Genomic DNA, 20,715 nt, shown 5'->3' with positions numbered 1-20,715 from the left:
CCTGCTCAGACCACGCCGGGGACGACCTCGAACTCCACCCCGACGGCGTCGAGTTCGCGGGCCCGCGCGGCCAGGCTGGCCGCCGCCGCGATCCGCACGACCCCGTGTCCCGCGGCGTACCGCGTCGCCACCAGTTCGGCGACGCGGGCTGCGGGCAGGCCGGGTCCGGTCTCGAGCACCTCGACGTCGTCGTCGAGCTCCGTCAGTAACGCGGCGTCGGCCGCGCCGTCGGTGACCAGGACGTCCGCGGCGTGGACGAGGCGTCGGGCGCGCACGGTGAGCAGGTCACCGTCGCCGGAGCCACCCACGAGCGCGACCCACCCGGTGGCCGGGCGGCGACGCGCGCGCAGGCCCGCGGGTGCGGTGGCCAGCGAGCGCGCCACGTGGCGTCCCACGCGCACCGACCGCCGGGGGTCGCCGGAGTCGACCGCGATGCGCACGAGGCCGGCGGGCGTCGCGACGGCCGTCCGCGCGGGCACCCGCGCCGAGCCGAGCCCGGCGTCCCCCGCGGTGACACACCAGATGCGGCGCTGCTCGCACAGAGCGGCGATCTCCGCGTCGACATGGGGGTCGCCGGTGGCGACGTGCACCATCCAGGGACTGTCCAGGTCGGATGGGGTGAACGACCTGGTGACGACGACGACGTGATCGGACGCCCGCTCCGCGAGGTCGGCCATGGCCGGGTCGACGCGCGGGGCCACCACCTTCAGGACCGCGCCGGCCTCGAGGAAGGTCTCCGCCCGGCGGGCCGAGACGGGCCCGGCCCCGACGAGCAGCACCTCGCGACCGGCGAGGCCGACGGTGAGCGGGAGCCCGTCCAGCGCCGGCGTCGGTGCCGGGCCGGCGGGCGGCGCCGAGAGCGCACTGGTCACAGGTGGATGCCGCACTCGGTCTTGGACGATCCCGCCCAGCGGCCCGAGCGGGGATCCGCTCCGGCCTCGACGCGGCGCGTGCACGGCTCGCAGCCGATCGACGGGTAACCGTCGTCGAGCAGCGGGTTGAGCAGGCACCCGTGCTCGGCCGCGTAGTCGTGGACGCGCTCCAGGGTCCACGCGACCAGCGGGTTGATCTTGACCATGGAGTGCTTCTCGTCCCACTCGACCATGGCCGCGCCGGCCCGGTGGTCGGTGTCCACGCGGCGCAGGCCGGTGATCCACGCCTCGTAGCCGGACAGGGCCGCATCGAGGGGCTCCACCTTGCGCAGACGGCAGCACATCTCGGGGTCGGTCTCGAAGGGGCGAGGGCCGAGGGCGGCCTCGTGCTCCTCGCGGGTCGCAGGGCTGCGCACATCCACCACGTTGAGGCCGGGGGTGGCCGCGAGCGCGTCGCGGACGCCGACGGTCTCGGAGAAGTGGTAGCTCGTGTCGAGGAACAGCACGTCCACGCCGGGGGCGTGGGGTGCGGTCATCTCCGGCACGACCGTGTTGGCCATGGAGCAGGCCACCGCGAGCGCGTCACCGAAGGTCTCGCCCGCCCACGCGAGGACCTCGGCGGGGTCGATCTCGGAGTGGTTGCCGTAAAGGCCGCGGTCGTCGAAGCGACGGCCGGCCTCCTCGGCGATCGCCTTGAGCTCGGAGGTGGTGCGCTTCCGGCCGGGGCCGGGGGTCAGGACCGTGCTGCGGGGCAGCAGTTCCAGGGCTACAGCTGTCATACGAGGGCCTCCTCGTCCACCCGGTGCGCCCACTCGGCGAAGGTCTCGCCGCCGGCACCGGTGTCCATGTACTTGCGAATCACGCGCTCGACGTAGTCGGGCAGCTCTGCCGACGGCACGCGGAGGCCGCGGACCGTGCGCCCGAGCCCACCCGACTCCTGGTCCTGGGAGGCCAGCCCGCCACCCAGGTGGACCTGGAATCCGGGGGTGTCGCCGTCGAGCAGCTGGCCCTTGAGCCCGATGTCGGCGGTCTGGATCCGGGCGCAGCTGTTGGGGCAGCCGTTGAGGTGGATCGACAGCGGCGTGCGCAGGGGCGCGTCGTCGGCGAAGCGCCGCTCCAGCTCGTCGACCAGCGCGGTGGCCGTGTCCTTGGTGTCGACGAACGCGAGCTTGCAGAACTCGATGCCGGTGCACGCCATGGTGGCGCGGCGGAACGAACTCGGGCGGGCGTACATGCCGATCTCGGCCAGTCCGTCGACCAGCTGGTCGACCTTGTCCGGCTCGACGTCCAGCACGAGCAGCTTCTGGTGCGGGGTGAAGCGGACGCGCTTCGATCCCGCCGCCTCGGCGAGGTCGGCGACCTGCGCCAGCTTCTCGCCGCCCACGCGGCCGACGGTCGGGGCGGCGCCCACGTAGTAGCGGCCGTCCTTCTGCTCGAAGACGCCCACGTGGTCACCCGAGCCGACACCGCGGCGGGGTGCCGGGCCGTCCGGCAGCTCGCGGCCCAGGTACTCGTCCTGCATGACCTGGCGGAACTTCTCGGCGCCCCAGTCCTTGATGAGGAACTTGAGCCGGGCGCGCGTGCGCATGCGGCGGTAGCCGTAGTCGCGGAAGATGCCCACGACGGCGGCCCAGACCTCGGCGGCCTCCTCCTGGCGGACGAACACGCCGATGCGGGTCGCGAGCTGCGGGTTCGTGGACAGGCCGCCGCCCACCCACAGGTCGTAACCGGGACCGAGCTCGGGATGCTCGACGCCCACCAGCGAGATGTCGTTGATCTCGTGGACCACGTCCAGGCTGGGGTGGCCGGTGATGGCGGACTTGAACTTGCGCGGCAGGTTGGAGAACTCGGGGGTGCCGATGTACTTGGCCTTGATCTCGGCGATCACCGGGGTGGGGTCGAGGATCTCGTTCTCGGCGACGCCCGCCACCGGGCTGCCGAGGATGACGCGCGGGCAGTCGCCGCAGGCCTCCACGGTGTCGATCCCCACGTCCTCGAGCCGCTGCCAGACGGTGGGGACGTCCTCGATCGCGATCCAGTGGTACTGGATGTTCTGCCGGTCGGAGATGTCGGCGGTGCCGCGGGCGAAGTCGGTCGAGATCCCCGCGAGCACGCGCAGCTGGTCGGTGGTGACCGCGCCGCCGTCGGTACGGACGCGCATCATGAAGTACTCGTCCTGCAGCTCGTCGGCCTCCAGCTTGGAGGTGCGGGAGCCGTCGAGACCCTGCCTACGCTGGGTGTACAGGCCCCACCAGCGCATACGGCCGGAGAGGTCGTCCGACGGGATCGAGGCGAAGCCCTCCTTGGAGTACGTGTCCAGGATCCGCTGGCGCACGTTGAGCGCGTCGTCGGTGAGCTTGAACTCCTCGTTGTGGTTCAGCGTCAGCTTGCCGTCGATCTTCCACTGCCCCTGCGGCTTGGGCGCCCGCGCGGGACGAGCAGGGCGGGGGGCGGCTGCAGTATCGGTCATGCCCGCGACAATAGTCAGGACAGACTGGTCTGTCTATCCAGGGTGACCTAACCGACCCCCGCCCACCCGTCGTCACTCAGGTGACGTCGAGTTCACGCCATCGGCAAGGTCGAACCGAGGTCCCCGGCGATGCCGAACAGGGTCCCCCAGAGGATCTGGACGATGTGGAACGGGAGGAACGTTGCCGAATCGACGAGCGTCGAGCCGGAGTCCTGGACGAGGCTGCCGGCCGCCGCCATCGACGACCCGGCGAGCTCTACGAGACTTCCCATGATGCACTCCTTCCGGAGCTGATCTGACGACCCATCCCTGTGGTGGATCCGCACCCCAGACGCCCCGCCGTCAGCCTAGGCATTTTTTCATAAAGTGGGAACCGTGCAGCATAACAGTTAGGCATTCACTTAAGACGCGGCGGGGTCACGATTCAGCGGTGGCGTGGGCCCCGCGACCGACCGTACTGTCTGAGACATAGCCCACGGTTGGTGGGTACCACATCGAAAGGACACACCATGTTCTCTGATTTCTGGGCAGGACTTGCAGCGGGCTCGGCCGAGCTCATCCCCGCGCCGTTCGGTTCGGCGGCCATCGACGGCCTGCTGCGCCTCCCGGCCTACGTACTCGGCACCCTCAGTGGTGGCGCGGAGCTGTTCGGCTCCTGATCTGATTCGACACGCCCCGGTGGTCCGCCACCGGGGCGTGTCGCGATTTCGGATGCTTCACATCCCGCAGAAGTCGAGCCAGGTGTCGACCTCACGCCTGGCCTGCTCCCGCCCGAGGACATACGCCTCGGCGAGACGGTCGACGCGCCGCTCGTAGCTGCGGATCATCACCCGGTGCGGGCGGAAGACCAGTGCTTCGCCCGACTCCTCCAACGCCTCGATCTCGTCGAGGGTCTCGTTGTAGAGGGCCCAGCGGTGCATCAGCGCCTCCCCCACCGCCGGGAACCGGCGGAAGTAGGAGCGGTAGAACGGCGTCAGCCGTCGTGGCGGGATCTTCCGATACCCGTGCGGCTGGGTGAGCACCACCAGGAATTTGTCGTATCCCGCGTCGCGAGCCGCCGACAGCGGGATCCCGCCGTCGTGACCCAGCGCCCCGTCGACGTAGTACTCGCCGTCGATGAGCACGGGCGGCATCCACACCGGCATCGTCGACGACGACCGGACCATCCTCATGAGGTCGCTCATCGACGTGATGTCATCCTCGCCCCAGAAGACGGTCTCGCCGTCGGAGCAGCGGAACGTCCCGATCCGCGCCTCGGTACCGCTGGCGTCGAACGTCTCGAAGTCGTACGGGAGCACCTCGTCCGGCAGTCCGGCCTGCTCGTAGATGTACTCGGCGTTGAACAGGCCCTTGCCGCGGGCGAAGCTGCGCCAGTCGCCGAAGTTCGGATCCGCGGCCATCTCCACGAAACTCTTGCGGGCCCGGACCGCGTCGCGCGACACGTAATTGGCCAGGTGGGAGGCACCCGCCGAGATCCCCGCGACCAACCCGGTGTGGATGCCCGCCTCGATCAACGTCTCCACGACGCCCGCGGTGTGCACCGCCCGCATACCGCCGCCCTCGAAGAGCAGGGCGACGTCCGGAGCTGTGGGCGCTAACTCGGTCACGGTTACCAGGGTAGGTCGCATCGACCCGGACGCCGCGATCCGATACCGTCACCGTGTGAGCGCAGTCACCGACTTCATCGTGTCCATCAACGACGTCTACTGGTACGGGGTGATCGCGCTACTCGTGGGCGCAGGCCTCTACTTCTCCATCACCACCCTCATCGTCCAGATTCGGATGTTCCCGGAGATGATCAGGGCGATCTTCGAGAAGCCGTCGGACATCGACGAGGGCAGGAAAGGCATCTCCGCCTTCCGGGCCTTCACCATCTCCGCCGCCTCCCGCGTGGGTACCGGGAACGTCGCCGGCGTCGCGATCGCGATCACGGTGGGCGGGCCGGGCGCGGTGTTCTGGATGTGGCTCCTCGCGATCGTCGGCGGCGCCACCGCGTTCGTCGAGTCCACCCTGGCGCAGCTGTACAAGGTCAAGGGCAAGGACTCCTACGTGGGCGGGCCGGCCTATTACATCCGCGACGGGCTGGGCTGGAAGCCGCTGGCCATCGCCTTCGCCGTGATCATCACCGTCACCTACGGGTTCGTGTTCAACGCCGTCCAGGCCAACTCGATCGCCCAGTCCGTCCGCAACCAGTTCTCCCTCGAGGGCTTCACCCCGGGCCTGATCATCGGCATCGCCCTGGCCCTCGTCGTGGGCGCCGTCATCTTCGGTGGCGTCCGCCGGTTGTCCGCGGTCACCGAGATCCTGGTCCCCGTGATGGCGGTGGCGTACATCGTCGTCGCCCTCGTCGTCGTCGCGATCAACATCACCGAGGTCCCGGGGATGATCTCCCTCATCGTCGGCCACGCGCTCGGGCTCCGCGAGGTCGCCGGCGCCGCCGTCGGCGCGGCCATCATGCAGGGCATGCGCCGAGGACTGTTCTCCAACGAGGCCGGCATGGGCTCGGTGCCCAACGCCGCCGCCACCGCATCGGTCTCCCACCCGGTCAAGCAGGGCCTCGTCCAGGCGCTCGGTGTCTACTTCGACACCATCATCGTGTGTTCGGCCACCGCATTCATCATCCTTCTGGCCAACCCGGAGTTCGGCGGTGACCGCGAGGGCATCACGCTCACCCAGGACTCGCTGGCCGCCTCGGTCGGCGACTGGGGCGTGCCCTTCCTCATGGTGGTCATCTTCTTCCTCGCGTTCTCCTCCATCCTGGGCAACTCGTACTACGGCGAGGCCAACATCACCTTCCTGCGCGGCAACCCCGCCGCACTGCGGACCTTCCGCATCCTCGTGGTGCTCGCCGTCCTCGGTGGCAGCCTGGGCTCGGTCGACCTCATCTGGAACCTCGCCGACCTGTTCATGGGCGTCATGGCCACCATCAACCTCATCGCGATCATCCCGCTCGGCGGTCTCGCGGTGGCGCTCCTGCAGCACTACCTGAAGCAGCGGGCCAAGGGCCACAACCCGGTGTTCCACCGCGACGACCTGCCCAAGGCGCGGAACGTCTCCTCGTGGGACGGCACCGACCCCATGACCCACCAGCACGTCGCCGACGAGGCCCGCGAGGTCAAGGCCGAGGAATGACCCCCCGCACGAGCGCCCACGGCCGCTTCACCGCGCTGCCCAAGGCGCACCTGCACGTGCACCTCGAGGCAGCGATGCGAGAGGCCACCCTGAGGCAGTGGTGCGCGGAGGACGGCATCGAGGCGCCGCCCCTCGTGGAGTATGCGGACTTCACCGCGTTCCTCGGCGCGTACGGCCTGCTCATCGACCTGCTGCACACCCCGGAGCGGGTCGGACGGCTACTGGACGAGGTGGTCGCCGACGCCGCCGCGCAGGGCGTCGTGGCGCTGGAGTTCGCGTCGATCCCCGAGAAGGCGGTGGCGTTCGGCTCGGCGGAGGAGGCGCTCGAGTTCATTCTCCCGGCCGCGGCCGACGCCGGGCGTCGTCACGGCGTGTGGACCGGGTCCATCGTGAGCATCGACCGTGGCGCCGGCCCCGGGCACGCACTGGAGGCCGCCCGGCTGGCCACGCGGTTCGCCGACCGTGGCGTGGTCGCGGTGGGCCTGGTCGCCGACGAGCGCGGCAACCCCGTGGCCGACGCGGCCGGGGCGTTCGCGATCGCCCGCGACGCCGGGCTCGGGGTGGTGCCCCATGCCGGCGAACTCGCCGGCCCGGACGAGGTGCGCTCCGCGATCGAGCTGGGCGTGGACCGGATCCAGCACGGCGTCCGCGCGGTGGAGGACCCCCGGGTGCTGGAGCTGCTGGCCGAGCGCGGGACCTGCCTCGACGTGTGCCCCACCTCGAACGTCGTGCTGGACGTGTACCCCTCGCTGGAGGAGCACCCGCTGCCGCGGCTGCTCGAGGCCGGGGTGCGCTGCTCACTCGGCGCCGACGACCCGCTGCTGTTCGGCGTGGACGTAGTCGACGAGTACGTGGCCGCCCACGAACGGATGGGCGTGTCGGTGGCGCGGCTGGTCGGGGTGGCGCGGGCGTCGATCGAGGCGTCCTTCGCCCCGGACGACGTCAAGCGGGACGCGCTCGCCCGGATCGAGGCCTGGCGCCTCGACTGAGCGCGGGGCGGACCCCGGGTGGGGTCATGCGCCCGGGTGGGGTCAGGCGCCGCGGCGGATGCTGTCGGCGGCGAGGATCATCGGCACCTGGAGCGGGAGCCGGCCCCACGCGATCACCTGGTACGGCCACACGGGCTTGCGACGCCAGGCGCGGACCATCTGCAGGTTTCCCGGGAAGACGCCGATGAACAGTGCGGTCGCGACCGCGCCGCCCACCTTCCGGGTGGCGGGCGCGGCCAGCAGTCCGGCGACCGCCACCTCCACGACGCCCGAGCCGTAGGTCCACGCGCGCCGACTGCCCGGCAGCTCCGGCGGGATGAGTCCGTCGAACGGCCGGGGCGCCACGAAGTGCAGCGCCCCCATCGTGCCGAGGGCGGCGGGCATGGCCCAGTAGCGGACGGTCTGAGAAAGGGGGCCGCGGGTGGTCGCGTTGCTCATACGCCCGAGACTACGGGGGCGCCGGGCCCCTCACCGGACCTCGGGTAGGACCCGCTCACCGAGCAGGCGGAGCGACTCCCAGCCCGCCTCCACCGGGATCCCGCCACACAGAGGGTGGTTGGTGATGAGCCCCAGGTCGCCGTCACGCACGAGTCGCACCAGCTGGTCGGGGGTCGCCACCACGTAGACACCCTCGTCGCGCAGTTCGTCGACGGTGCGGGCGTCGGAGTGCACGAAGGAGTTGCGGGTGCCGCCGGCGTCGCCGGCGCCGGTCTGCCAGGCGCGGTACCCGAGTGCGTCGGCGAGGAGGTGGTGGCCGTACCGCGCCCAGAACTGGTCGGGGTCCTCGGCGCAGAACACCGTCGCGGGGCCGGGAACGGGTTCGACGACGAGGCCGGGCCGATGCCCGTGTGCGAGGCATTCCGCCCGGTACAGCGCGGTGAGCTCGGGATCGTCGACCTGCGGCTAAAAATGCATGCCGAGTCGCCCGGCCCGCCGGGCGGCCGCCCTGCCCCCACCGAGGAAGACCATGGGGTGGGGGTCGGAGAACGGCCGCGGGGTGGGCGAGGACGGCGGGGAGCCGTCCGCCGGGTCGTCGCCGACCGGCTCGCCCCGCCAGGCGGCCAGGATGGTCTCCAGCTGGGCGTCGAGACGGGCGCCCCGGGTTCTCCAGTCGCGTGAGTGCAGCGCGTACTCGACCGGGCGGTAGCCGAGCCCGAAGGTGAAGCTGACCCGGCCCGAGGCGAGGTGGTCGAGGACCGAGATGTCCTCGGCGAGACGGACCGGGTCGTACAGCGGCGCGATGAGCGCCCACACCGTGATGGGGACGCGGCTGGTCACGGCCGCGACCGCCGACGCCGCGATGAGCGGGGACGGCAGATAGCCGTCCTCCGAGGCGTGGTGTTCGGAGAGGTTGACGGCGTCGTGGCCGGTCTCCTCGGCGTAGCGGGCCATGTCGAGGGCCGCGCGGTAGTGGTCCCGGCGCTCCTCCGGCCCGGCGCCCGGCGCGCGGAAGTCGAACCGCGTGACGACGTAGACCATCAGACCGCGACCACTACACCCGCGCCCCGGCCAGCTCGGTGTACGCGGTGCCCCGCTCGTCGCGCTCCCACCAGGTGTCCGCCGGCGCACCGCCTGCCCCTGTGCCGTCCGCGCCGGCGGCCCCCACGCCCTGCCTGATGAGCTCCCGCTTGAGGATCTTGTTGGTCGCCGTGGTGGGCAGGTCCACGGAGATCCGGACCCAGCGCGGCCACGCCTTGGGCGACAGGTCCGGCTGCGAGGCGAGGAACTGCTCGAAGGCGGCCGGCTCCAGCTCCGAGTCGTGGCGGGGGACGATCGCCGCGGCGAGCTGGTCACCCACCCCGCGTGGATCGGGCAGACCGTAGACGGCGACCCGCGAGACCGCCGGGTTGCGCAGCAGGATCTCCTCGACGATGCCCGTGGCCATGTTCTCGCCGTCGACGCGCAGCCAGTCCCCGCTGCGCCCGGCCAGGTAGACGAAGCCGTCCGCGTCGCGGTAGGCCAGATCGCCCGACCAGTACATCCCGTCCCTCATGCGGTCGGAGGTCGACGTGTCGTCGTTGTAGTAGCCGGCGAAGAACCCCGCCCCCTCGGTGTTGACGAGTTCACCGACACACTCGTCGAGATTGGTCACGGCGCCATCGTCGTCGAACACCGCGCGGGGACATTCCTCCCCGGTCACGGGGTCGTACACGGCGACCCCCGGGAACGGTTCCCCGATCGACGCCAGCGGCGAGTTCTCGGTCCGCACGATGATCACCGCGAGCTCGGTGGAGCCGTAGGCGTCGCGGACCTCGCACCCGAACCGCTGCGCGAAGGCGGGGATGTCCTTGGCCGCGGCCTCGTTGCCGAACGCGGCGCGCAGCGTCGTGTGGGCGTCATCCGGCCGTGGCGGGGTATCGAGGATGTACGCCAGCGGTTTACCCACGTAGTTCATGTAGGTGACGCCGTAGCGGCGGATGTCGTCGCCGAAGCGCGACGCGCTGAACCGGCGGGCCAGCACCATGGTGGCGCCGGCCGCGATCGCCGGGGAGAAGCCGCTCATGATGGCGTTGGAGTGGAACAGCGGCATGGACAGGTACAGCACGTCATCGGAGGTCAGGGCGAACGACGGGGCGAGGTTCTCCCCGGACATAGTCACGGTGAAGTTGCCGACCCTTACCGCCTTGGGGTCGCCCGAGGTGCCCGAGGTGAAGATGAGCATGAACGGGTCCATGGCCTCCACCGGCGGCGGGTTCTCGGGCGCGGAGGCCGCGGCCACGAGGGCGGCCCACTCCTCGGAGTCGGTGTCGATCACGCTGACGTCCCCCAGGTCCAGCCCGTCGAGCAAGGGCCGCAGCTCGCTGTCAGTGAGCAGCACCTGGCAGTCGGATCTGCGGATGTCGCGCGCGAGGCCCTCCCCGCGACGCGTGGCGTTGAGTCCGACGGTCACGTACCCGCCCGCCGCGCCGGCCGCCAACGCGTAGAGCATCTCCGGGGTGTTCTCCAGCAGCGTGGCCACGTGGAGCGGCCGCGCGGGATCCAGCATCCCCGTGACGGCGCCGGCCCGGGCGTCCGCGCCCGCCAGGTAGTCACGCCAGGTGATCGAGGTGTCCTCGTAGCGGATGGCGACCACATCCGAGTCGGCGTGGCGGCGGAGTTGTTCGCGGACGGTGTCGGCCATGTGGGAATTCCTTCACGGGAGGCGGTGTGATCTGGATCATAGCCACGGCGCTGACATGCGTTAGGGAATCGCGGACGGGAACCGCCCCGGCACTCGGTTTTCTGCAGCGGAACGCGCGCGCCTCTACTGTGGCGAGCACTCCGACTGGACAGTTCGCACCACGAATCCGACTCGATCAACGGGAGACCACACATGGACGTCGCCGCCGTCGCCGCCACCGCACCGGACGCACCCCTGGAGAAGACCACGATCCGACGTCGGGACACCGGCCCGGACGACGTGCTCATCGAGATCGAGTACGCCGGCATCTGCCACTCCGACATCCACCACGTGCGCGGCGAGTGGGGGCAGACCACCTATCCCGTGGCACCCGGGCACGAGATCATCGGCATCGTCCGCGAGGTCGGTTCCGAGGTCACCCGGCACGCGGTGGGCGACCGCGTGGGCGTCGGGTGCCTGGTCGGCGCCTGCCACGAGTGCGACTCCTGCCAGGCCGGCCAGGAACAGGAGTGTGAGCGCGGGTCGGTCGCGACCTACGGCTCCCCGCTGCCCGAGGGCGACCCCGAGGGCCCGGTGACGAACGGCGGCTACTCGACCCACATCGTGGTCGAGGAGCCGATGGTGGTGTCCGTGCCGGAGGGGCTCGACCCGGCCGCGGCGGCGCCGCTGCTGTGCGCGGGGATCACCATGTTCTCGCCGCTGAAGCAGTGGAATGTCGGCCCGGGCACCAAGGTCGCGGTGATCGGCATGGGCGGACTCGGACACGTCGGGGTGAAGCTCGCGGTGGCGATGGGTGCCGAGGTGACGGTCCTGTCGCAGACCACCTCCAAGCGGGACGACTCGCTGAAGTACGGCGCCGTGGAGCACTACGCGACCGCCGGCGACGAGGGCAAGGCCACCCTCCGGGAGCTCCGCGGCACCTTCGACGTCATCCTCAACACCGTCTCCGCGAGCCTGCCGATGGACCGGTTCCTCGCCACGCTCAAGCCGCGCGGGGCGCTGGTCAACATCGGCATCCCGACCGAGCCGATGTCGGTGCGGGCCGGGTCCGTCGCCGCTGGGCGCAGGATCCTGACCGGGTCCATGATCGGGGGGATCCCCGAGACCCAGGAGATGCTCGACTTCTGCGCCGAGCACGGGATCACGGCCGACATCGAGCTCATCTCGGCGGACAAGATCAACGAGGCGTACGACCGTGTCGTGAGCTCGGACGTCCGGTACCGGTTCGTGATCGACGCCAAGACGTTCTAGGGGTGGGCGTCAGGTTTCACCGGTGAACCACATCCAGATGAATGTCGCCACGAATCCCACCGTCGAGAGGATGAGGACGGTCCGGCTGTAGTGATCCTCCCAGGCCATCTGGATGAACCGCCGCTTGAACTCTTCCCACTTGCCGTCCCAGAATCCGGGTTCCGGTTCCAGGGCGGGGTGTTCGTAGGGGTGCGGGTCGCGTTCCGACGGGTCGTCCCATCTCTGCCCATACCTCATGGTCGTGTCACCTCTCTGCCGTGTGGGCCCGGTACCGGTCGTGAGCCATATCGCCCGCCTGCTGTCCCAGGTACGTCCCGACGGCCGCACCGATGCCGGCGCCGATGAACGTGCCGAGGGGACCGAACATCGTTCCTGCGACGGCGCCGGCTGCGGCGCCTCCGAGCGCGCCGCCACCCAGAGCCCCGAGGGTCTCCGCGACGGCCTCGCCGGTCGACGTCTTCCCCTGGGCGTGGGCCTTCACGCCGTCGTACACCGTAAGCCCGCCACCGACCGGACCGGCGACCCTACCGAGTCCCCGCAGTCCTGTCGCCGCGGCTCTGCCGAAGTCATCCGGGGCCGGGTTGAGCGTGTGTCTCCCCCGCGTCAGTGGATCGAGTTCATCGGCGACGTCCGGGTAACCCCGTGACGCGGCCCCCGTCATCGCGTCCACACCGCGACCCGGCCACGGGTCGTCCGGGCCCGGGATCGGCGACCGATCGACCTCGGGTGGGATCGCGGCGTGCAGCCGAGCGGCGATCTGGTCGATCTCGCGCCCGTAGTGCTCATCGAGGGAGCGAACGGTGTCGACCGCGGAGCTGATCGCCTCCGCATGCTCATCTACCGTCGAGTGATCGATGTCGTCGCGACCAGACAACGGACGCACCGACGATTCGCTCACCTGCAGTCCGGCTGCCTCGGCATCGGCGATCCGATCTCGAACCGTCTGAACTGCCGGTCCCAGCGCAGCCTGCGAGCTCCGGAGAGCATCAGCCAGATCCTCGAGTCCGTCAGCCAGCCTGCTGACGTGCGACTTCTCACGTTCTACGGTGTCGAGAACGGCGTCAGCGGCCTCACCGTCCCAGCCATCATCCAGCTCCACCGCACCGTCGACCAGGTACCTCCGGATACCCTCCGCCACCGAGCCCTGACGCCCGACCTCGCCGCCGGCGCCCGCCACTGCGGACACGTCCCAACGACGAATGTCGCCGACTGTCCAGCTCACCGCCGGGCCACCGCTGCGAGGAGAGCCGCGAAGTCCTCATCCTCGGCCTCGAGGAACCGGTGCGCCTCGGCAACGAAGTCGGCCAGGCCCCCGAGCCGACCCGCAATTCTCGAGGCGCACACCGCGGCAGCACCGCACGCCCGGTCCACCGCCTGCTCGATCGCCGACCCGCCCGGAAGACCGCCGCCCAGACGTGCCGTGACCTCGGGAAACGTCACCTCCGCGGCCGCCTCCCCGCAGTCGCGGAACACCGAGACCGCGCTCGCGATCCTCCCGGCATCCGCCCTGATCGTCCCGTCGGGCACGAGCCCTCCTCGTCGTCGTTCCGGTCTACTACCGGGACGCCCCCGTGGCGTCCTCACCATGTACGACGCGCGCCCCACGCCGATCGGTTCCCCCGTGTCGTACCCGTGGTGTGTACTCGGGAGTGTGGAAGGGACACCGGTCACGACCGGTTCCACCCACGACCCGGCGGCGTCGCCCGGCGTCGGGACCTCTCCCCTCGAGGAGTGCACCATGTCGCTCACCTGGACCCCCACCCTCGACCGCGCGCTCGCGGTCGCCGCCCGTTGCCACGCCGGTCAGACCCGCAAGGACGATCCGACGCCCTACATCGCCCACCCGGTGGCGGTGGCGATGATCGTCTCCGACTTCACCGGCGACGAGGACGTGGCGGTCGCAGCGCTGCTGCACGACGTCCTGGAGGACGTGCCGCCATCGGTGTACTCGGCCGACGACATGACCGCCGAGTTCGGCGAGCGGGTCACGGAGCTCGTTCGCGGCGTGTCGGAGGAGAAGACCGCCGGCGAGGAGACCCCGCCGTGGCGGGTGCGCAAGGAGGGCTACCTCGCGCGACTGGCCGAGGACTCCCACGAGTGCCTGCTCATCTCGGCCGCCGACAAGATCCACAACCTGCGCTCGATGGTCACCGCGCACGAGCGGCTGGGCGATGACATGTGGGGCCTGTTCAACGCCGGGCCGGAGGAAAAACTGTGGTTCTACCGCGCGATCGCCGACGCCGTCGCCGAACGGCTCGGTGACTGCACCGCCTCGCGAGAACTCCGCCGGGCGGTCGACGACGTGGCCGCCCTCGCACCGGTGGGATGACGCCGTGCGCGACCAGCTCTCCGGCCCGGGCAGCGCGCCGCTGCGTCCGGCGGAGAACCCCTGGGACGGTCTCGAGACCACCCTGGCCGGCCATCTGCGCAGGCCGGGCGCGGTCGGAGCGATGGAGTTCACCGCGCCGTCCGACGCATCCGGAACGCGGGGGCGGTGCGTCGTCCACCTCGCGCCCGGCGGCGAGCGCACCTGGGTGACCGTGCGCCTCGCCGGTCACCCCCTCGTGGAGGAGATGATCGCCCACACCTCCCCCACCGCGCCCGGCACCATCGCCCGGGCGGTCGTCGATGCCTGCCGCGACCGGCTCGGGGTACCGCACCCCCAACTGCTGACCCTGCGCTGCCAGGGCACGGTCGGGCGGCACACCGGACCGCTGCGCCTGCTCCGCTCCGACTCGATCCCCATCGGCAACGACCCCGCCGACCACCCGAACCCCATCGACATGGCGGTGGAGGTGGCCGACCACGAGGACGCCCGGGAACGGTTCGAGGCGATCGTCGAGAGAGTCACGGGACGGGCCTGCGTGGTCGACGACCGCGGAGCCATCGTCTTCGACCACGTCGGCCACCGGATGCACGTCTCATTCGCCGAGGACGAGCCGTACGCACGCATCTGGGCGTGGGTCGTGCGGGGGGTGCGCTCCAGATCCGACGCGGCGCTCGAGCTGGCTCGACTCAATCTCGACGACGACCGCACGTCGTGGATCCTCGACGGCCGGCACGTCCTGCAGCGGACCACCGTGCCGGTCGCCCCGCTGCTCCCCCGCCACGCCCAGGTAGCGCTCGAACACTTCCTGTTCACGTTCTCCTCGACGCGGGACGCGATCGCGGCGAGGCTGGGGCCGCGGTAGCAGCACAGACGAGAGCCGGTGCATTCGATGACCTGAATGCACCGGCTCTCTCCGGCGACCCTGACGGGACTCGAACCCGCGACCTCCGCCGTGACAGGGCGGCGCGCTAACCAACTGCGCCACAGGGCCGTGCTCGTGGCACGGGGTAGGACATTAGCGGAACTCATGGACTCGCCCTCCACCGCCCCCGGCAGATCTGCCGTCCGGTGAAATCAGGCATCGAACCGTTCCTCACCCGATCGGCCACTCCCCGCGCTCGGTGAGGTCGTCGGCCTCCGGGGTGACGGCCGTGGGCTCGCAACCGAAGCCGACCATCTCCGTACCGTCCGCGAGAGTCACCCGACCGAGTTGCATCGGCCTGGGCAGCTCGTCGAGGAAGCTTCCCAACGCGGCCGGGGACATCATCCACCGCTCCCCGAGTAGTTCGGCGCCGTCCGGGTGACGCAGGACCCCCGGCTTGGGCGGCTCGGTGTCGAGCCGGTACATCCGGTAGTCGGCGCTGGACCGAACCGGTCCACGCCAGGCGGCGCCGCGGGAGGTGAGCTGGTGCTCGAGCGGGCCCCCGCGGCGGTGTGCGCCGAACACCACCAGGTCGACCGCCGGCGCGCCCGCCCCGAGGGGCCACGGGTCGAGAGACGCCGGGTCCGGGAGGGCCTCGCCGGTCCCGCCTGCCGCGCCTGCCCCGTCGGCCAGCGCGGCGGCGATCCCGGCCACCGCGCCGTCGTGGAACGGCCGTCCCACCACCGTCACGCCGAAGGTCGCGGTCCCCCGCTCGCCCTCGTCCACCTCCCCCGTCGGCACGGCGACCGCGCACAGGTCGAAGAGGTTGCAGAAGTTGGTGTAGGTCCCCATCCGGCTGTTGAGGGCCACGGGGTCGGCGGCCACCTCGGCGATCGTCGGGTGGAACGGCGCGGTGGGCACGAGCAACGCCGTGGCGCCGAGGCGGTCCAGGTCGGCCAGCGCCGCGCGCCGCAACGCCTCCACGGCCCGGCGGTCGCGCAGCAGGTCCACGGCCGCGATGTCCCGCGCGGGCGCGATGATGCCGCGGACCGTGGGATCGACGCCCGACTCCGGCTCGGTGCCGCAGGGGCCGTCGAGGAAGTCGCCCACCGCCTCGTACCGCTCCGCCACCAGCGCCCCGTCGTAGAGCAGCCGCGCCGCCTCGAGAAACGGGCCCAGATCGATCTCCACCACCCGGAATCCCCGGTCGCGGGCCATGTCCACCGCGGCGGAGAAGGCCTCGGCCCAGCCCGGCGCCATGGCCACCAGCTCGCGGGGGATCGCGAGGGTGGCCCCCGGCACCGCGGCGAGCGGGGTGTCCGCGGGCCAGTCCCGCGTGCCCTCGCCTCCGGCCATCAGCGCGGTCGCGCGGGTCGCCGTGCGGACGTCGCGGGCGAAGACCGTCACGCAGTCGTAGCTCGCGCAGGCCGGCACGACCCCCTCGGTGGAGACCGTGCCCAGGGTCGGCTTGATCCCCACGATCCCGTTGAGCGCGGCCGGGATCCGGCCCGACCCAGCGGTGTCCGTGCCGATGGCCAGATCACAGATCCCCAGGGCCACCGCCACCGCCGATCCCGAGCTGGAGCCACCCGACACGTGCTCCGGCCGGTGGGCGGCCCGCACCGCCCCGTAGGGGCTGCGGGTGCCCACCAGTCCGGTCGCGAACTGGTCGAGATTGGTCGTGCCCAGCACCACGGCGCCAGCCGCGCGCAGCCGCGACACGGCCGCCGCGTCCCGGTCGGGCAGGAAGGCGAACCCCGGGCAGGCGGCGGTGGTGGTCATCCCGGCCACGTCCACGTTGTTCTTCACCGCGAGGGTCATCCCGGCGAGCGGACCGTCGGCGGCGAGCGAGGCCGCCATGTCGGCGACCAGGTCGTCCCGGCCGCGGACCTGCAGGAACACCTCCGGCCGGTCCGCCTCGGCCAGGCGAGCCAGCACGCGGTCGACCTCGGCCTCGGCCCGGGCCCGGAGATCGGCGCTCGTCAGTTCGGTGCTCGTCAGCGCGGTGCCCGTCAGCGCGGTGCTCATGCGCTCAGCTCCCCACTGGCGGCCCAGCGGGCGAACTCCTCGGAGCGGGCGTGCTCCATGCGGCGCCGGGCGGAGGCGATGGACTCGGCCTCCCTCTCGCAGAAGGCGTTGTGCTCGGCCAGGGAGAACGTGTCGTCGGTGATGTCCACGCGCCCGCGACCGGCGGCGGTGTCGGCGCGCAGGTCCGTCAACTCCTCGGAGGTGACCGGGTACCAGGAGATGCGGTCGAAGTGCCGCAGGAGCCAGGGGTGCTCGGCGTCGAACCCCGGTGCCGGTTCCGGGTGTCGGTGGTTCCAGACCTGCGTGGTGCGACCCACGAACTGGTAGCCGCCGGGCCCCTCCATCCCGTAGATGCACAGGTACGCGCCGCCGATCCCCACGGAGTTCTCGGCCGTCCACGTCCGGGCGGGGTTGTACTTGGTGGTGACCAGGCGATGGCGGGGATCGAGCGGGGTGGCGACCGGCGCGCCCAGGTACACGTCCCCCAGGCCCAGCACCATGTACTCCGCGTCGAAGACCGTGCGGTAGACGTCGTCGGCGGTCTCCAGGCCGTTCATCCGGCGGATGAACTCGATGTTCCACGGACACCACGGGGCGTCGTCGCGCACCCCGTACATGTAGCGCTCGATGGCCTCCCGCGTGGCGGGGTCGTCCCAGCTCAGGGGCAGCCGAACCCGGCGGCTGGGGACCACCAGGGACTCGGCGGCGGGCAGGGCCGTCTCGGCCTCGCGCAGGGCGGCCAGGGTGGAGGTCACGGTGCTGCGCCCCGGCGTGATCTTGACCTGGAGCGAGCGGATCCCCGGCGTGAGGTCCTGCTGTCCGGGCACGGGGTTGGACAGCAGGTGCAGGTACAGCGCGTGCGCGCGGGCACGCAGCTCGAGATCGAGCTCCATCCGCCCGTACTCGACCAGGACGTTGTCGTCCCCGCCGCGGCGGTAGGTGATCTCGGTGAGGCCGTCCGCGGTGTGGCCGCGGCCCAGCACGCCGTCGTCGCGGTCACCCCCGTCGCCCAGGACGTAGGACCGGCCGGCCCCACGCGCGGCGCCCGCGCCGCCGGGCACGGAGTCCACCCGGACCCGGACGAACCGCACGGTGTCACCGGGCGCCAGCTGCCCCAGCTTCCAGCGGTCGCTGCTGACCACGGTGACCGGGCAGACGAAGCCGCCCAGGCTGGGGCCGTCCGGGCCGAGCAGGATCGGGGTGTCGCCGGTGAAGTCCAGGGCCCCCACCGAATAGGCGTTGTCGTGCAGGTTGGACGGGTGCAGGCCGGCCTCCCCGCCGTCGGGGCGCGCCCACTTCGGGCGCGGACCCTCGAGCCGCACGCCGGTGCGGTCGGAGTTGAAGTGCACGGTGTAGGTGGCCGCGTACAGCTCGTCCATGCCGGCCCGGGTGAGGAACTCCGGGGCGCCGTGGGGGCCCTCCGCCACGGCGACGTGCCAGTGGTGACCGATGGCGGGGATCTCGTCGGCGAGGATTCGGCGCGGCTCGGCCGTCCCGGCCTCGCCTACTTCGAGCGTGTCCCCCGCGGCGAGCGCGCGGCCCTCGTGCCCGCCGAAGCGGCCCAGGGTGAAGGTCGACGACGACCCGAGGTACTGCTCGACGTCGATCCCGCCCCGCACCGCCACGTAGACGCGCATCCCCGGGCCGTCGATCACCGGGATGTCCAGCACCGACCCGGCCTCCAGGGTGACCGGCTTCCACTGGGCCACCGGCTGCCCGCCCGCCCCGCCGCCGTTCTCCGCGCCCGTGGTTACAGTCGGCCGGACGTGCGCGCCGCCCACGCACACCGTGACCGGGCCGTCCGCCCGGAGCCGGAGGCCGCCGCGGGTGCACTCCAGTCCGGCCGCCCCCTCCGGGTTGCCCACCGCGATGTTGGCCAGCCGCAGCGACTGGTCGTCCATCGCCCCGGACGGCGGGACGCCCACACCCCAGTACCCGATGCGAGCGGGCCAGTCCTGGACGGTGGTGATGAGGCCGGGGGCGAGGATCTCGAGGCGGGTCATGTCGGGTACTCCTGAGGTGAAGAGCGGGCGGGTGACGGGGTACGTGGGCGCCGGCCGGGGTGCGGCCGCGGTCAGGCGGTGACGATCATCCGGACCGGCGTCGGGTCGAAGCCGTTGCACGGGTTGTTGATCTGTGGGCAGTTCGAGACCAGCACGATCGCGTCGCGGTCGGCGCGCAGCGCCAGTCGCTTCCCGGGCGCGGAGAGCCCGTCGACGATCCCCAGCGTGCCGTCGTCGTCCACCGGGACGTTCATGAAGAAGTTGACGTTGGGGACCAAGTCCCGCTTGCCGAGCCCGTGCCGGGCTCCCTCGCGGAGGAAGTTCTCCACGCAGGCGTGCTGGTGCCGGGTGTGGTGGCCGTACCGCAGAGTGTTGGACTCCTGCGAGCACGCACCGCCCAGCGTGTCGTGGTTGCCCACCTCGTCGGCGGTGATGGTGACCAGCGGCTCGCCCGCGTCGTCGCGCAGGACACTGCCCGTGGTGAGGAAGATCGACCCTTGGGCGGCGACGGTGGCCGGGGCGCTGTAGCGGCGGGCGGGGTCGTGGGCGTCGTAGAAGAGAGTGTCGACGGCCTGGTTGCCCTCGAGGTCCACGATGGTCAGCGTCTGGCCCGCCTCCAGGACGTGGGACCAGGCGGCGCGGGCGGCCACGGTCTCATCGGCCAGGACCTCCCCGCCTCCGAGCGCGAGGCCGGCGGCGTCGGCGGTCCGAGGATCAACGGTTCGGGGATCGGCGGTGACGGTCGAAGGTGTCATGACGGTGCTCCTCAGGCGATCGGGGCGGTGGCGAGCGGGGCGGCGGCGCGGTGGGCGGCCTCGGAATTGACGAGTGCGCGGCGGTACTCCATGTCCTGCGCGACCCCCGGCAGCGAGTCCTCCACCAGGGCGTCCAGGTCCTCGGGGGCGCTCCAGGCCAGGAACTCCACGGTCCCGGCGCGATACTCCCCCGAGGGGTCGAGCGGGTGGTCGGCGACCGCCACGGCCAGCACAACGGGTAAGTGGACGACGAGGTCGATCGCCGCCCCCGCACCCGCGTTTCCGGTGGACACCAGCGAACCGTCCGCGTCCACCCGGATCCCGTGGAAGAACGACACGGTGTGCGGCAGGTCGCGCTCGCCCAGCCCGTGCTTGAGCGCCGCCAGTAGCAGCAGTTCCCGTCCGGCCGGTGACTCCGATTCCGGCGCGCCGGCCCCGTAGCGGGCGACGGTGCCGGCCAGGGTCGAGGCCCCGCACAGCGCGTCGTGGTGGCCGGAGGTGTCCGCGACGATCGTCGCGAGCACGCGCCCCTGGTCCGAGAGCAGCGGATGGCCGGTCCCGAGGTAGGCCTGCCACGGGACCTTCACCGTGTCGGCCGTGTTGAGTCGCTCCCAGGGAGCGTCGGCGCGCCACATCATGAGCGAGGCGCAGGCCGTGCCCTCCCGGTCGGTGAGTCGGATCCGGGTGCCCCGGGCCAGGGTGACCGCGGTGTACCGGCCACCGGGGATGGACTCGGCCCACGTCAGTCGGTCAGCCGGGACGTCCGCCGGCGGATCGGGCCAGTCGGTGGCGGGGACGACCGGCATGGCGTCGGTGATCGTGCCTGCCTGGGCGCGGGCGTGCTGGCGGGCACCCGAGGTGGTGGATGTGCCTGCGGGACTGGATGCGGTGGTGCTGGTCATG

General features: G+C 71.6%; 22 protein-coding genes and 1 tRNA gene. 6 read left to right on the top strand and 17 right to left on the bottom strand.

The window, feature by feature from the left end; all coding sequences use genetic code 11:
* Positions 1-5: 5 nt before the first annotated feature.
* The 4 genes from VZF99_RS00505 to VZF99_RS00490 all read right to left on the bottom strand — a co-directional run bounded on the left by VZF99_RS00505 (position 6) and on the right by VZF99_RS00490 (position 3,614).
* The gene (locus VZF99_RS00505) at positions 6-872 is read right to left on the bottom strand and encodes an NAD(P)-dependent oxidoreductase (protein ID WP_407335419.1); all 867 of its coding nucleotides are present in this window, start codon (positions 870-872) and stop codon (positions 6-8) included.
* Positions 869-1,651, bottom strand: a complete 783-nt coding sequence (locus VZF99_RS00500; protein WP_335672494.1) for a phosphoadenylyl-sulfate reductase — start codon at positions 1,649-1,651, stop codon at positions 869-871. The genes VZF99_RS00505 and VZF99_RS00500 overlap by 4 nt, the downstream gene beginning before the upstream one ends.
* Positions 1,648-3,342 carry a nitrite/sulfite reductase gene (locus tag VZF99_RS00495; RefSeq protein ID WP_335672493.1) on the bottom strand — a complete coding sequence of 565 codons (1,695 nt, stop codon included), beginning with the start codon at positions 3,340-3,342 and terminating at the stop codon, positions 1,648-1,650. The genes VZF99_RS00500 and VZF99_RS00495 overlap by 4 nt, the downstream gene beginning before the upstream one ends.
* A 92-nt stretch (positions 3,343-3,434) precedes the next feature.
* Positions 3,435-3,614, bottom strand: coding sequence for a hypothetical protein (locus VZF99_RS00490; RefSeq protein ID WP_185952000.1), 180 nt, complete (start codon positions 3,612-3,614; stop codon positions 3,435-3,437).
* Between the two features lie 237 nt (positions 3,615-3,851).
* On the opposite strand from VZF99_RS00490, the gene VZF99_RS00485 reads away from it, so the two are divergent.
* Positions 3,852-4,001: a hypothetical protein gene (locus tag VZF99_RS00485; protein ID WP_172812132.1), complete on the top strand. Its 150-nt coding sequence runs from the start codon at positions 3,852-3,854 to the stop codon at positions 3,999-4,001.
* Positions 4,002-4,058: 57 nt separating this feature from the next.
* Here the strand turns inward: VZF99_RS00485 and VZF99_RS00480 are convergent, their stop codons facing one another.
* A complete protein-coding gene (locus VZF99_RS00480; protein ID WP_259820540.1) occupies positions 4,059-4,949 on the bottom strand; it encodes a patatin family protein in 891 nt (296 codons plus the stop codon).
* Between the two features lie 55 nt (positions 4,950-5,004).
* Here VZF99_RS00480 and VZF99_RS00475 point away from each other — a divergent pair, with 55 nt between their 5' ends.
* Both VZF99_RS00475 and add read left to right on the top strand, forming a co-directional pair.
* Positions 5,005-6,474 (top strand): sodium:alanine symporter family protein, encoded by a 1,470-nt coding sequence (locus tag VZF99_RS00475; RefSeq protein ID WP_253002926.1) that lies wholly within the window; start codon positions 5,005-5,007, stop codon positions 6,472-6,474.
* Positions 6,471-7,463, top strand: a complete 993-nt coding sequence (add, locus tag VZF99_RS00470) for an adenosine deaminase (protein ID WP_407335418.1) — start codon at positions 6,471-6,473, stop codon at positions 7,461-7,463. The genes VZF99_RS00475 and add overlap by 4 nt, the downstream gene beginning before the upstream one ends.
* 42 nt (positions 7,464-7,505) lie before the next feature.
* Here the strand turns inward: add and VZF99_RS00465 are convergent, their stop codons facing one another.
* From VZF99_RS00465 to VZF99_RS00450, 4 genes are all read right to left on the bottom strand, one after another.
* Positions 7,506-7,901, bottom strand: coding sequence for a hypothetical protein (locus VZF99_RS00465; protein WP_253002924.1), 396 nt, complete (start codon positions 7,899-7,901; stop codon positions 7,506-7,508).
* Positions 7,902-7,931: 30 nt separating this feature from the next.
* Positions 7,932-8,261 carry a hypothetical protein gene (locus VZF99_RS00460; protein WP_407335417.1) on the bottom strand — a complete coding sequence of 110 codons (330 nt, stop codon included), beginning with the start codon at positions 8,259-8,261 and terminating at the stop codon, positions 7,932-7,934.
* Positions 8,262-8,366: 105 nt separating this feature from the next.
* A complete protein-coding gene (locus tag VZF99_RS00455) occupies positions 8,367-8,942 on the bottom strand; it encodes an LLM class flavin-dependent oxidoreductase (RefSeq protein ID WP_407335416.1) in 576 nt (191 codons plus the stop codon).
* A gap of 13 nt (positions 8,943-8,955) precedes the next feature.
* A complete protein-coding gene (locus VZF99_RS00450; RefSeq protein WP_407335415.1) occupies positions 8,956-10,584 on the bottom strand; it encodes an AMP-binding protein in 1,629 nt (542 codons plus the stop codon).
* 192 nt (positions 10,585-10,776) lie between these two features.
* Here VZF99_RS00450 and VZF99_RS00445 point away from each other — a divergent pair, with 192 nt between their 5' ends.
* Positions 10,777-11,835 (top strand): NAD(P)-dependent alcohol dehydrogenase, encoded by a 1,059-nt coding sequence (locus VZF99_RS00445; protein WP_253002922.1) that lies wholly within the window; start codon positions 10,777-10,779, stop codon positions 11,833-11,835.
* A gap of 9 nt (positions 11,836-11,844) precedes the next feature.
* Here VZF99_RS00445 and VZF99_RS00440 read toward each other — a convergent pair whose 3' ends face one another.
* The 3 genes from VZF99_RS00440 to VZF99_RS00430 are packed head-to-tail and all read right to left on the bottom strand — an operon-like array spanning position 11,845 to position 13,362.
* Positions 11,845-12,072 (bottom strand): hypothetical protein, encoded by a 228-nt coding sequence (locus VZF99_RS00440; RefSeq protein WP_007626596.1) that lies wholly within the window; start codon positions 12,070-12,072, stop codon positions 11,845-11,847.
* 7 nt (positions 12,073-12,079) lie between these two features.
* Positions 12,080-13,057 carry a WXG100 family type VII secretion target gene (locus tag VZF99_RS00435; RefSeq protein ID WP_407335414.1) on the bottom strand — a complete coding sequence of 326 codons (978 nt, stop codon included), beginning with the start codon at positions 13,055-13,057 and terminating at the stop codon, positions 12,080-12,082.
* The gene (locus tag VZF99_RS00430; protein WP_253002920.1) at positions 13,054-13,362 is read right to left on the bottom strand and encodes a hypothetical protein; all 309 of its coding nucleotides are present in this window, start codon (positions 13,360-13,362) and stop codon (positions 13,054-13,056) included. The genes VZF99_RS00435 and VZF99_RS00430 overlap by 4 nt, the downstream gene beginning before the upstream one ends.
* 211 nt (positions 13,363-13,573) lie before the next feature.
* Between VZF99_RS00430 and VZF99_RS00425 the strand changes: the two genes are divergently transcribed.
* On the top strand, positions 13,574-14,164 hold the full coding sequence (locus VZF99_RS00425) for an HD domain-containing protein (RefSeq protein WP_253002919.1): 591 nt from the start codon (positions 13,574-13,576) through the stop codon (positions 14,162-14,164).
* 4 nt (positions 14,165-14,168) lie between these two features.
* Positions 14,169-15,026 carry a T3SS (YopN, CesT) and YbjN peptide-binding chaperone 1 gene (locus VZF99_RS00420; protein WP_407335413.1) on the top strand — a complete coding sequence of 286 codons (858 nt, stop codon included), beginning with the start codon at positions 14,169-14,171 and terminating at the stop codon, positions 15,024-15,026.
* Positions 15,027-15,081: 55 nt separating this feature from the next.
* On the opposite strand, the gene VZF99_RS00415 is transcribed toward VZF99_RS00420, so the two are convergent.
* The 5 genes from VZF99_RS00415 to VZF99_RS00395 all read right to left on the bottom strand — a co-directional run bounded on the left by VZF99_RS00415 (position 15,082) and on the right by VZF99_RS00395 (position 20,714).
* Positions 15,082-15,155: transfer RNA gene (locus tag VZF99_RS00415), tRNA-Asp, on the bottom strand.
* A gap of 102 nt (positions 15,156-15,257) precedes the next feature.
* Complete coding sequence (atzF, locus tag VZF99_RS00410) at positions 15,258-17,054, bottom strand: allophanate hydrolase (protein ID WP_253002917.1); 1,797 nt, start codon at positions 17,052-17,054, stop codon at positions 15,258-15,260.
* A complete protein-coding gene (locus tag VZF99_RS00405) occupies positions 17,051-19,057 on the bottom strand; it encodes a 5-oxoprolinase/urea amidolyase family protein (protein WP_120286538.1) in 2,007 nt (668 codons plus the stop codon). Before VZF99_RS00405 ends, atzF begins: the two co-directional genes overlap by 4 nt.
* 71 nt (positions 19,058-19,128) lie before the next feature.
* Entirely contained in the window at positions 19,129-19,812 is a 684-nt protein-coding gene (locus VZF99_RS00400; protein ID WP_120286537.1) for an urea amidolyase associated protein UAAP2, read from the bottom strand.
* An 11-nt stretch (positions 19,813-19,823) separates the two neighbouring features.
* A complete protein-coding gene (locus VZF99_RS00395) occupies positions 19,824-20,714 on the bottom strand; it encodes an urea amidolyase associated protein UAAP1 (protein ID WP_407335412.1) in 891 nt (296 codons plus the stop codon).
* Position 20,715 lies beyond the last annotated feature (1 nt).

Origin of the sequence: Dietzia kunjamensis (assembly GCF_045689975.1) — a bacterium.
In the GTDB taxonomy this organism is placed as follows: domain Bacteria; phylum Actinomycetota; class Actinomycetes; order Mycobacteriales; family Mycobacteriaceae; genus Dietzia; species Dietzia kunjamensis.
The sequence above is the reverse complement of the archived record's forward strand: the minus strand, read 5'-3'. Positions and strand labels throughout refer to the sequence as shown.

What these genes read in the sequence shown, in the direction of transcription:
- VZF99_RS00485 (WP_172812132.1), top strand. Translation starts at nt 3,852, where the DNA reads ATGTTCTCTGATTTCTGGGCAGGACTTGCAGCGGGCTCGGCCGAGCTC.
- VZF99_RS00440 (WP_007626596.1), bottom strand. Translation starts at nt 12,072, where the DNA reads ATGAGGTATGGGCAGAGATGGGACGACCCGTCGGAACGCGACCCGCAC.
- atzF (WP_253002917.1), bottom strand. Translation starts at nt 17,054, where the DNA reads ATGAGCACCGCGCTGACGGGCACCGCGCTGACGAGCACCGAACTGACG.
- add (WP_407335418.1), top strand. Translation starts at nt 6,471, where the DNA reads ATGACCCCCCGCACGAGCGCCCACGGCCGCTTCACCGCGCTGCCCAAG.
- VZF99_RS00400 (WP_120286537.1), bottom strand. Translation starts at nt 19,812, where the DNA reads ATGACACCTTCGACCGTCACCGCCGATCCCCGAACCGTTGATCCTCGG.
- VZF99_RS00500 (WP_335672494.1), bottom strand. Translation starts at nt 1,651, where the DNA reads ATGACAGCTGTAGCCCTGGAACTGCTGCCCCGCAGCACGGTCCTGACC.
- VZF99_RS00465 (WP_253002924.1), bottom strand. Translation starts at nt 7,901, where the DNA reads ATGAGCAACGCGACCACCCGCGGCCCCCTTTCTCAGACCGTCCGCTAC.
- VZF99_RS00455 (WP_407335416.1), bottom strand. Translation starts at nt 8,942, where the DNA reads ATGGTCTACGTCGTCACGCGGTTCGACTTCCGCGCGCCGGGCGCCGGG.
- VZF99_RS00405 (WP_120286538.1), bottom strand. Translation starts at nt 19,057, where the DNA reads ATGACCCGCCTCGAGATCCTCGCCCCCGGCCTCATCACCACCGTCCAG.
- VZF99_RS00450 (WP_407335415.1), bottom strand. Translation starts at nt 10,584, where the DNA reads ATGGCCGACACCGTCCGCGAACAACTCCGCCGCCACGCCGACTCGGAT.
- VZF99_RS00490 (WP_185952000.1), bottom strand. Translation starts at nt 3,614, where the DNA reads ATGGGAAGTCTCGTAGAGCTCGCCGGGTCGTCGATGGCGGCGGCCGGC.
- VZF99_RS00445 (WP_253002922.1), top strand. Translation starts at nt 10,777, where the DNA reads ATGGACGTCGCCGCCGTCGCCGCCACCGCACCGGACGCACCCCTGGAG.
- VZF99_RS00395 (WP_407335412.1), bottom strand. Translation starts at nt 20,714, where the DNA reads ATGACCAGCACCACCGCATCCAGTCCCGCAGGCACATCCACCACCTCG.
- VZF99_RS00495 (WP_335672493.1), bottom strand. Translation starts at nt 3,342, where the DNA reads ATGACCGATACTGCAGCCGCCCCCCGCCCTGCTCGTCCCGCGCGGGCG.
- VZF99_RS00425 (WP_253002919.1), top strand. Translation starts at nt 13,574, where the DNA reads ATGTCGCTCACCTGGACCCCCACCCTCGACCGCGCGCTCGCGGTCGCC.